This window comes from Algoriphagus ratkowskyi, from assembly GCF_002150505.1.
Taxonomy (GTDB): Bacteria; Bacteroidota; Bacteroidia; order Cytophagales; family Cyclobacteriaceae; genus Algoriphagus; species Algoriphagus ratkowskyi.
In genome coordinates this window covers 135,975-148,741 of sequence record NZ_MSSV01000005.1, presented here as the reverse complement: position 1 = coordinate 148,741, position 12,767 = coordinate 135,975, and the positions used below count along the sequence as shown (strand labels likewise).

At 40.8% G+C, this 12,767-nt stretch carries 9 protein-coding genes and 1 riboswitch; of the genes, 8 read left to right on the top strand and 1 reads right to left on the bottom strand.

Annotation, left to right across the window (positions count from 1 at the left end; all coding sequences use genetic code 11):
* Positions 1-40 precede the first annotated feature (40 nt).
* The 8 genes from BVH02_RS07785 (at position 41) to BVH02_RS07750 (ending at position 9,583) form a co-directional block, all read left to right on the top strand.
* Entirely contained in the window at positions 41-2,446 is a 2,406-nt protein-coding gene (locus BVH02_RS07785) for a 3-hydroxyacyl-CoA dehydrogenase/enoyl-CoA hydratase family protein (RefSeq protein ID WP_086500836.1), read from the top strand.
* A gap of 61 nt (positions 2,447-2,507) precedes the next feature.
* On the top strand, positions 2,508-3,683 hold the full coding sequence (locus tag BVH02_RS07780; protein ID WP_086500835.1) for a thiolase family protein: 1,176 nt from the start codon (positions 2,508-2,510) through the stop codon (positions 3,681-3,683).
* A 151-nt stretch (positions 3,684-3,834) separates the two neighbouring features.
* On the top strand, positions 3,835-5,628 hold the full coding sequence (locus tag BVH02_RS07775) for an acyl-CoA dehydrogenase family protein (protein ID WP_086500834.1): 1,794 nt from the start codon (positions 3,835-3,837) through the stop codon (positions 5,626-5,628).
* A 167-nt stretch (positions 5,629-5,795) separates the two neighbouring features.
* The gene (locus BVH02_RS07770; RefSeq protein ID WP_205635714.1) at positions 5,796-6,284 is read left to right on the top strand and encodes a GyrI-like domain-containing protein; all 489 of its coding nucleotides are present in this window, start codon (positions 5,796-5,798) and stop codon (positions 6,282-6,284) included.
* A 344-nt stretch (positions 6,285-6,628) separates the two neighbouring features.
* Positions 6,629-6,726: riboswitch (TPP riboswitch) on the top strand.
* A gap of 69 nt (positions 6,727-6,795) precedes the next feature.
* The gene (locus BVH02_RS07765; RefSeq protein WP_086500833.1) at positions 6,796-7,518 is read left to right on the top strand and encodes a class I SAM-dependent methyltransferase; all 723 of its coding nucleotides are present in this window, start codon (positions 6,796-6,798) and stop codon (positions 7,516-7,518) included.
* Complete coding sequence (locus BVH02_RS07760; RefSeq protein ID WP_191278319.1) at positions 7,518-8,570, top strand: AIR synthase-related protein; 1,053 nt, start codon at positions 7,518-7,520, stop codon at positions 8,568-8,570. The genes BVH02_RS07765 and BVH02_RS07760 overlap by 1 nt, the downstream gene beginning before the upstream one ends.
* Positions 8,567-9,211 (top strand): thiamine phosphate synthase, encoded by a 645-nt coding sequence (locus BVH02_RS07755; RefSeq protein WP_158093867.1) that lies wholly within the window; start codon positions 8,567-8,569, stop codon positions 9,209-9,211. The genes BVH02_RS07760 and BVH02_RS07755 overlap by 4 nt, the downstream gene beginning before the upstream one ends.
* 108 nt (positions 9,212-9,319) lie before the next feature.
* Complete coding sequence (locus tag BVH02_RS07750) at positions 9,320-9,583, top strand: Trm112 family protein (RefSeq protein WP_086500830.1); 264 nt, start codon at positions 9,320-9,322, stop codon at positions 9,581-9,583.
* A 29-nt stretch (positions 9,584-9,612) separates the two neighbouring features.
* Here the strand turns inward: BVH02_RS07750 and BVH02_RS07745 are convergent, their stop codons facing one another.
* On the bottom strand, positions 9,613-12,621 hold the full coding sequence (locus BVH02_RS07745; RefSeq protein ID WP_086500829.1) for an AsmA-like C-terminal region-containing protein: 3,009 nt from the start codon (positions 12,619-12,621) through the stop codon (positions 9,613-9,615).
* Positions 12,622-12,767 lie beyond the last annotated feature (146 nt).

The following is a 12,767-nucleotide window of genomic DNA, read 5'->3' as shown; positions in this document are numbered from 1 at the left end:
ATAACCGCCACAAGGTTAATAAGACCAAAAGCCCAAAATTATGAACAGAACCATTAAAAAAGTTGCCGTTTTAGGTTCGGGAGTTATGGGATCCAGAATTGCCTGTCATTTCGCCAATATCGGCGTGCAGGTACTTTTACTGGATATTGTACCTTTTGAACTTACAGAGCAGGAACAGAAAAAGGGTTTGACCAAGGAAAATCCAGGAGTCAGAAACCGAATAGTAAATGATGCTTTGCAGAGCACCCTGAAGGCAAATCCTTCAGCTATATACGATAAGGCCTTTGCGGCTAGAATAACTACTGGAAATTTTGATGATGATCTTCCGAAAATCAAAGAGTACGATTGGGTAATTGAGGTTATCGTTGAGCGTTTGGATATCAAACAATCACTTTTTGAGAAAGTAGAAAAGTACCGGAAGCCTGGAACGTTGATTACTTCCAATACTTCTGGAATTCCGATGCACATGATGTGCGAGGGAAGATCTGAAGATTTTCAAGAGAATTTTGTAGGTACGCACTTTTTCAATCCACCGAGATATTTGAGGCTTCTGGAAATTATTCCTGGGCCTAAAACCAAGCCTGAAATAGTGGAATTCATGATGGAATACGGTGACAAGTTCCTTGGAAAAGAAACTGTGCTTTGTAAGGATACGCCTGCGTTTATAGCCAATAGAATTGGAGTATATGCAATTATTTCGGCAATGCATACTATCGAGAAAATGGGCTTTGGAGTATCTGAAGTAGATAAATTGACAGGAACATTAATTGGTAGAGCTAAATCAGCTACGTTTAGAACAATGGATGTAGTGGGGCTGGATACTACTGTGAATGTTGCGAATAACCTCTACAAAGCTTTACCAAATGACGAGTCTAGAGAAAAATTTAAGCTTCCTAAAATTGTCGAAGTACTTTATAATAATAAGTGGTTTGGAGATAAGACAGGTCAAGGTTACTTCAAAATGATCCGTCATGAAGATGGCAGAAAAGAGCTGAAAGAAATTGACTTTGAAACGTTCGAATATAAGGACGTAGAGAAACCGAAGTTTAAGGCTTTAGAAGCGGCCAAAGAATTTGAAGATTTAAAAAAGAGGATCAAATTCCTAGTGAATTTTGATGACCGTGCAGGAGAATTCTATCGTGCTACTTTTTATGATTTATTCAGATACTGTTCTAATCGTATTCCCGAAATTTCTGATGAATTGTATAGGATCGATCAGGCAGTTTCAGCTGGTTTCGGTTGGGAACTTGGTCCATTTGAAAACTGGGATTTACTCGGTGTAAAAGAGACTGTAGACAAAATGGAAGCAGCTGGTGAGAAGCCTGCAGCTTGGGTTTATGAGATGTTGGAAGAAGGAAATGACTCCTTCTACAAAGTAGAAAATGGAAAGAAGCATTATTACGACATTCCCTCTAAATCTTACCTAGAAATTCCAGGATTAGATGAATTTATCATTCTAGATACGCTCAAATCTGCTGGTAAGAAGATATGGAATAACTCAGGAGCATCTGTCTATGATTTAGGCGATGATGTAATCGGATTGGAATTCCACACCAAGATGAACTCTATGGGTCAGGAAGTCATCGAAGGCATCAATACTGCTATCGGAATGGCTGAGAAGTCACATAAAGGATTGGTGATTGGGAATGAAGGTGCGAATTTCTCTGCAGGAGCAAATTTGGCAATGCTATTCATGTTTGCGGGTGATCAGGATTTTGACGAGATCAATTTGATGATATCTCATTTCCAGAATACCATGATGCGCGCTCGTTTTTCATCAGTTCCTGTAGTAGTAGCACCGCATAATATGACTTTAGGTGGTGGATGTGAGCTTTCGCTTCACTCTGATCACGTACAGGCCCATGCGGAATTGTACATGGGATTAGTAGAAGTCGGAGTTGGTTTGATTCCAGCTGGTGGTGGTACTAAGGAGATGACATTGAGATTTTCTAATGCCATTAATTCTGGTGATGTAGAATTGAATCAACTGCAAGAGTATTTCTTAAATATAGCTATGGCTAAAGTTTCCACTTCTGCGGAGGAAGCTAGGAATCTTGGTTATTTGAGAAAATCAGATGGGATTACATTGAATAGAAAACGCCAATTGGCTGAAGCTAAATCGAAAGTAATCTCCATGCACGAAGCAGGATACACGCAGCCTATCGAGAAAACAAATATTAAGGTATTGGGAAAGGAGTCGTTGGCATTATTTGATGCTGGAGTGACGGGCATGCAATACGGTGCTTACATTTCTGAGCATGATGCGAAGATTGCTCGAAAATTAGCTTGGGTGATGTCTGGTGGGGATTTATCGTCTCCAACAGAAGTTTCAGAACGATATCTACTGGATTTGGAAAGAGAAGCTTTCCTAAGTCTCACAGGTGAAAAGAAGACGCTGGAGAGAATTCATAGTATTTTATTCAAGGGAAAACCGTTGCGCAATTGACGTACTAAGTACGACGTACAATGTACCAAGTATCTCAACACACAAATAATTCGAAAATAACATGGAAGCATATATAGTAAATGGATATAGATCGGCGGTAGGGAAAGCCAAAAAAGGTGGCTTTAGATTTTATCGTCCAGATGATTTGGCAACAGATGTGATTACGCATTTGCTTGCAAATACACCAGGTCTTGAAGCCAAAATGGTTGATGATCTGATCGTAGGAAATGCAGTACCTGAGGCGGAGCAAGGAATGCAAATGGGAAGGATGATTTCTCTAATGGCCTTGGGAGTTTCCAATCCTGGTTTTATTGTCAACAGATATTGTGGTTCTGGTATTGAAGCTATCGCATTGGCAGTAGGAAAAGTGAAAGCAGGAATGGCAGATTGTATCATCGCCGGAGGAACAGAATCTATGTCTCTAGTTCCGATGATGGGTTACAAAACAGTTTTAAATTATAAAATAGCCACCGAGCATCCTTCTTATTACATCAGTATGGGATTGACTGCTGAGGAACTGGCTAAGGAATACAGTATCACTCGGGAAGAATCAGATGCTTTTTCTGTCAAGTCTCACGAGAAAGCTCTAGCTGCAATAGCGGCCGGAAAGTTCAAGGATGAGATTGTACCAGTAGAAGTGGAAGAAACTTACCTGGATGAAAAAGGCAAAAAGAAAACCAGAAAATTTGTAGTAGATACGGATGAAGGACCTCGTCCAGGTACTACCATGGAAGTATTAGCTGGACTGAGACCTGCTTTCAAAAATGGCGGTCAAGTCACTGCCGGTAATTCATCTCAAACTTCTGATGGAGCGGCTTTCGTAGTAGTGATGTCTGAGCGAATGGTGAAGGAACTGAACATTGAGCCAATTGCTAGAATGATGTCTTATAGCGCTGCAGGAGTTGATCCTAGAATCATGGGGATTGGGCCAAAAGTAGCCGTTCCAAAAGCATTGAAGCAGGCAGGTTTAACTTTAAATGACATTGATTTGATAGAGCTGAATGAAGCATTTGCTGCGCAAGGTCTATCAGTGATGAAAGCGCTGGATATGAATCCAGATATCGTGAATGTAAATGGTGGAGCTGTATCTCTTGGTCATCCGCTGGGATGTACTGGAGCAAAGCTTTCCATACAAATGTTCAATGAACTTCGTCGGCAGAATAAAAAGTACGGACTAGTCACTGCTTGTGTAGGTGGTGGTCAGGGCGTGGCTGGGGTCTACGAACTGCTTAAATAGGAAGTCCTACCCACTTCATCATTCAAAATTCAGCATTCAGCATTCGACATTCTGAATTTTTGAACTTTTCAATATCGAATGATGAATGAGAAATGATGAATAATGAAGTCTGATGTTTAGCGTCTAAAATCTAAAGTCTTAATTTATAACAATGGCCACCCAAACAAAATCAACCCAAGGAGGAGAATTCCTTATCAAGGAAACGGATGCACAGGACATCTTTATCCCAGCAGAATTTACCGAAGAACAACGAATGATGGCTCAGGCTTGTCAGGATTTTATCGATACGGAGATCACACCGCATGTGCAGGAGATCGATAGTATGAAAGACCCCGAGCTTGTTCCACGTATTTTCAAAAAAGCCGGAGAACTTGGTCTTTTGGGCATCACCGTCCCTGAAGAATACGGCGGTATGGGTATGAGTTTTAATACATCTATGCTGATTGCAGATATTATCGGCGCAGCAGGCTCTTTTTCTACTACCTATGGAGCTCATACGGGTATAGGTACACTCCCAATCTTGTATTACGGCACTGAGGAACAGAAGAAAAAATATCTTCCAAAGCTCGCAACCGGTGAATGGGCTGCATGTTACTGCCTTACTGAGCCAGATGCAGGCTCAGATGCCAATAGTGGTAAAACTAAAGCTACCCTTTCTGAAGACGGTAAAACATACCTTCTCACAGGACAGAAAATGTGGATTTCTAATGCTGGTTTCGCGGAATTATTTATCGTTTTTGCCAAAATAGAAGATGATAAAAACTTGTCTTGTTTCATAGTAGAGAAGTCTTTTGGCGGGATTACGATGAATGAAGAAGAGAAAAAGTTGGGTATCAAAGGATCTTCAACTCGTCAGGTATTCTTCAACGATTGCCCTGTGCCAGTAGAGAATTTGCTTTCGGATCGTCAGAATGGATTCAAAATCGCGGTAAATATCCTAAACATCGGTAGAGTAAAACTTGGCGCTGGCGTACTTGGTGGAGTTCGTACCGTAACTACTCATGCAATCAAATATTCTACAGAGCGTAAGCAATTTGGTGTGAGCATCAATACGTTTGGAGCGATCAAGTCCAAACTTGCTGAAATGGCTTCTAAGACCTACGTTTCTGAAGCACTTTGTTACAGAGCTGGTCAGGATATCGAGAATAAGATGAATGCGCTAGAGGCAGAAGGAATGGATGCTACCGAAGCTAAACTCAAAGGTGTCGAAGCTTTCGCGATTGAATGTGCTATCGCAAAAGTGCAATGCTCAGAAGTGCTGGATTATGTAGTAGATCAAGGAGTTCAGATCTATGGTGGTATGGGCTACTCAGCTGATGCGCCTATGGAGCGTGCTTATCGTGATGCTAGAATATCCAGGATTTACGAAGGAACGAACGAAATCAACCGTATGCTCATGGTTGGAATGCTATTGAAGCGTGCGATGAAAGGCGAAATCAATATTTTTGACCCTGCTATGGCTGTTTCTAAAGAACTTATTTCTGTACCCTCATTTGAAACAGTTGATACTTCAGAACTTTTCGCAGCTGAAAAAGAAGTGTTGAAGAAGCTAAAAAAAGTATTCCTAATGGTCGGTGGAAAAGCAGCCATGACACTTCAGGACAAGATTGAAGATGAACAGGAAATCATGATGAATCTTGCTGACGTGATGATAGAGATCTACGCAAGTGAGTCAGCCGTATTGCGCACCGAGAAGTTGGTGTCTATGAAAGGTGAAGATGCCTGCAAGAATCAAATTGCGATGACGCAGATTTATCTATCTCAGGCGGTTGACAAAATCAATGTGGCTGCTAAAGAGGCAATCGGTAGCTTCACTCAAGGCGATGAGCAAAAAGTGATGCTGATGGGCTTGAAGAGATTCACCAAATCAGAGCTTTATAATACCAAGGAATTGAGAAGACAAGTTGCTGACTATATGATTGATCAAGGGAAATATCCATTTTAAACCAGTGAGAAGGTAAGAATGAAAGCCTCCGAATTGAAAAAGTTCGGAGGCTATTTTTGGTTTTATCTACTGTGTACACCAAAGGGAATGTGGAGGTCGAAACTTTTATATTTGCTTACCTTTTGGTTTAGTTTAAAAGGCTATCATGTCTTAACTTACTTCTTTATATGAATCAGTTGTTATCTACTACCAAGCACAAAATGCACACTTTAGCCCCTTTTAAGATAATTGGAATTGCTGCAAGAACTTCAAATACATCTGGGAAAGCAGCTGAAGTTCTAGGTGCGCTCTGGAGACGGTTTTTTGAAGAGCAGATTGGAGATAAAATAGAAGGAAAAATCAGTGATGATATCTATGCTATTTATACAGATTACGAGTCTGATTATAAGGGAGAATACACTTGTCTAATTGGTTACCAAGTGGAGAATGAAGGAAATATTACTGAAGGCTTGGTATCAAAGAAATTTCATGGAGGCAAGCATGCTAAGTTTGTAGCTAAAGGAAAAATGCCTGATGCGGTCGTAAATTGCTGGCAGGAAATCTGGGCAAAAGACAGTGATTTGGACAGAGAATATACTGCTGATTTCGAAGTATATGGTTCTCAATCGCAACAAGGTGCTAATTCCTCCGTTGATATTTTTATCGCTGTGAAATAGGAGTTTCTGGCATTCAAACTGCTAAAAAATAGTTCTCATGTCAGATTGGGAGTTGCAAAATTCCCGCTACCTTAACGGTTATCAGTAACATCATTTATCCAACACAACTATGGCAAAACAACCAGAAGGTAAACCAAAGAACGATAAGTCTGCGGCTACCAAGACCTTGAAAGAAAAGCGTGCGGATAAAGCCGCTAAAAAAGAAAGTAAGAAAAATAATTAATGTAAAACAGGAGCCTAAGGCTCCTGTTTTTTTTGAGACCTCTAAGTTTAAGCTTTGAATAATGATGATTATCTAAATACCTCTTTAGGTTTTTAGCTTACTCTTTTTCACCTATATTTGAAATTATTGCACGGGGTGCTTTCCTTTGGGAAGGCTGAGAAAATACCCGAATTACCTGATTTGGATCATGCCAACGTAGGGATGCTTAAGCCAGAAAACGCCTTTGTTTTCTCTTGGTTGTCTGACCGCAGGAAATGCAGTTAATATTTTTGCAACCTAACATTCCCTATGGAACTCGAGAAAAAGAATTTCGAATTACTGCCTGACGCGCAGAAAAACTGGCAAAATCGTCCTGAATGGTTTTTCAACCGGGCGCACACAGACACCTATGAGCTTTGGTATGAAGGGAGATACAAGCGCGCCGAAGTATGGCAAAAGAAAGTCATGGAGCAACTGGTGTCAAAAGACAAACGAGTAAAAACCCTCTTAGAATTTGGCTGTGGCACTACAAGATTTACGCGCTGGTGGAAGGAAATCGGTATAACAGCAACTGGAGGTGATATTTCTCCGCTGATGCTTTCCCAAGCGGTTCATTTGTTTGACGGCGACTTGGTCATGGCGGATTCGCATCACATGCCATTTAAGGATCATACATTCGATTCCTTGGCTTTCATCACTACGTTTGAATATTACAAGGATCCTGTGAAAGTGATTCGGGAATCTGCCCGCGTGGCCAAATACGGCATTGCAATGGGAATGATGAATCGAAATTCTCCAAAAGTGCTTCGACGAAGAGTTCAGCAGGTTTTTGGTAAAAATCCGTTCTATGTCACCGCTACTTTTTACACACCAGCGATGCTCATTAAGATCATTGAAGAAGCGCTGGAAGGAAGAGATTACACGATTGAGTGGTCATGCACTGGTCTTCCAAAGTGGTTTCCTGTCCAGCAATGGAGTGTTCCTTATGGAGACTTTTTTGGTTTATATGTCAAATTGAATGATGTCGATTGATGGCTGATCTAGGCAAAATCACTCATGAAGGCTACCAAAAATTGCTGGCTGGAAGGCTGGGAGCTTCGCGAAACGAGGTGATACAAGGGCCAGCTTTTGGAGTAGATGTATCGATAACCTCACTTCCTGGAGGTCTGGCGATGGCGGCTACCAGCGATCCACTTTCATTGATACCTTCCTTGGGTTTGCAGGAGTCAGCCTGGCTCAGTGTACACCTGATGGCAAACGATATGGCCACTATTGGCTTTGCTCCGCAGTATGGACAGTTTGTGCTGAATCTGCCGGAAACGCTTTCTAATGCGGATTTCAGCACTTATTGGGGACATATCGATAGCTATTGCAAAGAATTAGGTATTGCGATCACAGGTGGTCATACGGGATTTGTGCATGGACAAAATTCGACTTTTGCCGGAGGCGGTACCTTGATCACTATAGCAAAAGAATCTGAGATGCTATGCTCCACCGGTGCACAAGAAGGAGACGTGATTCTGGTGACGAAATCATGCGCTTTGACAGCAACAGCCATTTTGGGAATGAGCTTTCCCGAAACTATCAAGCGAATGCTAGGGATAGAAGTTTACCAATCAGCATGTGCGCAATTTTATCATACTTCCTCTCTCAAGGATGCGCTAGTGGCAGCTGGAACGGAGAAGAAGTTCACGGAGATTCATGCGATGCATGATGTCACTGAAGGTGGAGTATTAGGTGCTATTTATGAAATGCTTGTTGCATCTGAGAAAGGAGGACTAGTAGTGAATGAATTGCTACCAATTGGAAATATAGCTGCTGCCATTTCAGGTTTGTTTGGGCTCGATCCCCGCTACTGTGTGGGTGCGGGATCCATGATCATTGCTTGCGATCCCAAAAAATCTGATGATGTGATCAAGAGACTTACTGAAGAAAATATTCTCTGCACTGAAGTGGGAAGAGTGACTGAAAGTATATCTGGCATTCAAATCCAAAAGTTAGGCACTACCTCTCCCCTAGTCTATCAGGAGACAGATCCCTATTGGGCTGCTTATTTTGATGCATTAAAAGCGGGATGGAAATGAATCAACAAGCGAAAATTAACTCCGGAATATACCTGGTGATTGACCCTTCTATGGAAGAAAGCCAGCTTTTAGAATCATTGGAAAAAGCGGTTACGGCGAAACCATGTGCGCTGCAGATTTGGGACAATTTTCAGTCTCACGATCAAGTACCTGCTTTGATAGCTAAAATTAAAATGATCTGTAACCGCTCAGGAATTCCTATTCTGATAAATAATCATCCTGAATGGGCCGAACTATTTGGACTGGATGGAGTGCATTTTGACGAGTTGACTGATGAATATTTATCATCAATTCCCCAGCTGAAGCAACAGGGAAAAATCATTGGAATCACTGTAAATAATGACTTTGAACATATTAAGATGGCCATTTTAGCAGATGTAGACTACCTCTCCTTCTGTTCTATGTTTCCATCATCGACTGCCAATAGTTGTGATTTGGTGGAGTTTGAAACAGTGAGAAAGACAAGAAAACATACCTCCATCCCAATTTTCTTGGCTGGTGGAATCTCTACCGAAATGCTCGTGCAGCTCCAATCTCTGGAATTTGACGGCATTGCCGTAGTATCCGGTGTGATGAGCGCTGCAGATCCTGGAAACGCTATTTCTCAGTATCAACAACTACTATCTGACCTAAAAAAATGAAATCGAGCATGACCAAACTGTTAAACGATGGGAAGATTATTTACCATGCACGATTTCATAGCCCGCCCCGACTAATCGGTGTGACCGCTAACAAACAAACATAAACTCATGAAATTAGAAACTATACAAAAATTGTGTTGCCCCTTCGATAAGGAAGATCTGGATTTGAAAATAATCCTGAAAGATGAGAAAGAGAATATCATCGAAGGTTGGCTCACTTGTGCCACATGTACTCGACTGTATCCGATCATTAAAGGAATTCCCATCATGAATCCAGACGAATACAGAGAAGCGCACTTAGAGCAGCCAGTTTTGGATCGCTGGCAAAATCAATTGGCTGGCAAAGAGATTAAGAACTTTCGCTCAAACTGACAACTCCCCATCGCTCAAACTTATAAGTATTAATCCTTTCTCACAGTCGTGGTATCTGGTTTTGCAGCAGGAGTACTTTTAGGGAAAAAGCCTTTCAATAGCTTCTTCGCTTCATCTACCGCTTTGTCCTTGGCTACATCTACATGTTTTTCAAGTTCCTTTTTGGCACTATCCTGAGCTATTGCTGATTTCGCTTTGAGCACTTGCTTTACGCTGTCTTGTGCTGCATTAAATTGCTCTGTTGCTTTTGTTTGTAGGCCTGCAACCTCTCCGCTTACTCTTGCTTTGAGCGCATTTGCCAATAAAGATTCGATGCTATTACCACCAGCAAAGGAAATCTTCGGTGAGTTGTAAGTTCCTGAAAGATTCAATGCCAATGGAATTGTGGTGTTCTCATCCGTTGCAGTTCCAGTGATAGTTGCCAAAATCGAGTTTGCTTGAGATCCAAACTTTCCTGCTGGAATCAGCATATTAACCAAGTAGTTTATTGAGCCATCAAAACCTGCAGTTCCCTGCACGTTGGCTTGGTAATCCCATAGCCTCACATCAAAAGGCTTGACATCCATCACACCATTTTCAATAGTGATCGGAATGGAAATATTTTTCATCTGAAGTGAATTAACATCCTTGAGCTTAGTAAGACTGGTGATTTCTTCTAGGATTTTACTGTCTTTCAATGCCGTTTCGAGGACTTTTAATACACCTTGACCATCCAGACTGGATAATAAAGGCATCATATCTTGTCCGAGTTTTCCTGAGAAATTAAGATTGGAATTGAATTTTCCCGTCAAATTTTGTGCTATCGGAGCAAATGCTTTTACCGTATTGAAAGACTTGAAAGCTTCAGCTATACTAAGCTCAGCGATATTCAAATTGAATCTGAATGCTGGAGCCGTGAGATCTCTTGGATCGTAGTTTCCTGACAAACCTATCGTGCCACCCATCGTTTTCATGGAAGCATCAGAAAAGGTCAAAACACCATCTTTCAACGACATATCGCCTTTAACTTCTTTGAGGTTCATGTTGTCATAAAGTACTTCATTTGCAGCCACAGTCATTTTGAAATCAATATTTTTTGGCAACTCTATGACAGAAAGCTCACTGCTTGTAGTGTCTTTAGATGAATTCTCACTCATCCATTCGTTTACATTGAATCTGCTGCTGTTCATGGCCAGTTGTCCTTTAAGCGAGCCATTTTCACCCAAAAGATATTCCATGTAATTGGAAAGTGAACCAGTAGCTTGAAGAGGACTTTCTCCGATTTTAGAGTCGAACTCAGTCAGATTTATACGCTCTGGTGTAAATTCCGCTATTGCTTTGGCGATCTGAATTCCCTGAGGAACATCCGTAGATGAATACTTGAAATTGCTGACGGCCATTGATCCACGAGTTTCCAGTTGGTTATATTTTTTGGCTTCCACCGCTTCATAAGATCCTTTGGTATTGATATCAGCTAGTATGCGTCCTTCCATTATCATATCATCCATAGGGAAAATGGCCAATATCTTTTTTAGATCCACACCGCCTTTGATTTCACCATCCCAGATAAGTTTTTCGAAATCTCGGATTTTCAGAGTTCCATTGATTGCTTCGCCTTCCAGCTCAAAGCCAAATTGGCTAAGATCAACAAGAAAATCCGTCATACTTCCATTAGGATTTTGAGCTGATGCATTGACATTTAGTTTTTCAATTGGCGCAGGATAATCTACGCTTTTTACATAGCCATTAGCCAAAAGTATTTTGGCGTTGATAGCTGGAATAATTCCCGCAATTGAATCATATCTGCCTTTGGCAGTTGCATCTATGTCCAGATTTCCCTTTAATGCTAGTCCTTCAATTGGGAAAATAGAAGTTAATTCCTCTAGATTCAGCTTGCCTTTTAGCGCTGCATCTATCGTGTAGCTGACCAAATCAGAGAGGTACAATTTTCCGGAAATCGGATTGCTACCGAAGTCTAGGTCGAACGCAGGAATGGAAATGGAAGTATTATCCAGATTGTCTGTCTCGTTTTTTGCCTGAAGATCCAAATTGACATTCTTTACAGGTTTTGACAGGTTAGGATACTGGAACATTCCATCGGCCACTTTCAGTGAAATATCAAAAGAAGGAATTTTCTCATCATTGTAAATACCCTTTACTTTTCCTTTGAAATCCATCGTTCCGGAAGTTTTCAAACTTGAAAAACTCTCTGAATAAATCCCAGGTACCAAGGACAAAATGCTTTTAAACTCATTATCTATTCCCTCGATATTGAAATCCATTTCCATATCGTCACCAAGCATTGCGAGGTATCCATTGAGGTCAAATAAAAAGTCATTCAGCTGAAAATTACTTTCTCCCAGCGTGAACCTCATTTGTTCCAAATCAATGGTTAATACGGTTTTCCCTTTAAAAGTTTTGTTGGAAAGGTAGCTGACATTCTCATAGGTGATGTCTGCGATCTGGGCATCTAATTCAATAGGAAGATCATAGACATCTGCAGTGAAATCGCCAGAACCTGTGGCATTAATTCCTCCCAAAGCCATGAAATAATTGAGCTGTCTATCGTCATAAACTACATTTAGATTACTGATTTCGATCTTATCCACACCGATCTGAAAATTACTCGCGCTTGTTTCTACCGCTACTTCTTCTGAGGGGAAAGCTATATCGTAGTTGGCGATACCATCTTCCAAGACTTTGATGTAAACATTGCCACCGTTCAAATGCACTCCGGTCAAGGTTGGATAATCGTCAAATAAGACAGATTTAAGATTCAAATCGATGGCTAATTCCTGAAGTGAAACCAAGGTGTCGTTTTCAAATGGGGCATTTCCTACGATATCAAAGTCTTTGATTCTTGCAGATACATTCGGAAATCTTCTAAAGAGACTTATACTCACATTATCTATATCGTAAATAACTTTAGCGTTTATAGACTGGGCAATTTCTTGGTCTATACGTGCAACTATTTTGTCTTTAAAAATAAAGGGGACAGCCACTGCGACAGCGATCAAAAATATAAATACACCTAAAACAATGATTAAGGTCTTTTTCATAACTGGGTCTTATTTAGCAAGAGGGTGAATAGGCTGGAAATTCATTTATTCTAATCCACTTAGATACGAAATATTGAAAAGCAAGAGCTTAGATTATAACAAGTTTTAAGCCTCTGGCAAATTTTAGCATTATAGAAGAAATTTAA

Bases quoted from the DNA above. Each gene is read 5' to 3' on its own strand.
- BVH02_RS07785 (WP_086500836.1), top strand. From the start codon at position 41: ATGAACAGAACCATTAAAAAAGTTGCCGTTTTAGGTTCGGGAGTTATG.
- BVH02_RS07780 (WP_086500835.1), top strand. From the start codon at position 2,508: ATGGAAGCATATATAGTAAATGGATATAGATCGGCGGTAGGGAAAGCC.
- BVH02_RS07775 (WP_086500834.1), top strand. From the start codon at position 3,835: ATGGCCACCCAAACAAAATCAACCCAAGGAGGAGAATTCCTTATCAAG.
- BVH02_RS07770 (WP_205635714.1), top strand. From the start codon at position 5,796: ATGAATCAGTTGTTATCTACTACCAAGCACAAAATGCACACTTTAGCC.
- BVH02_RS07765 (WP_086500833.1), top strand. From the start codon at position 6,796: ATGGAACTCGAGAAAAAGAATTTCGAATTACTGCCTGACGCGCAGAAA.
- BVH02_RS07760 (WP_191278319.1), top strand. From the start codon at position 7,518: ATGGCTGATCTAGGCAAAATCACTCATGAAGGCTACCAAAAATTGCTG.
- BVH02_RS07755 (WP_158093867.1), top strand. From the start codon at position 8,567: ATGAATCAACAAGCGAAAATTAACTCCGGAATATACCTGGTGATTGAC.
- BVH02_RS07750 (WP_086500830.1), top strand. From the start codon at position 9,320: ATGAAATTAGAAACTATACAAAAATTGTGTTGCCCCTTCGATAAGGAA.
- BVH02_RS07745 (WP_086500829.1), bottom strand. From the start codon at position 12,621: ATGAAAAAGACCTTAATCATTGTTTTAGGTGTATTTATATTTTTGATC.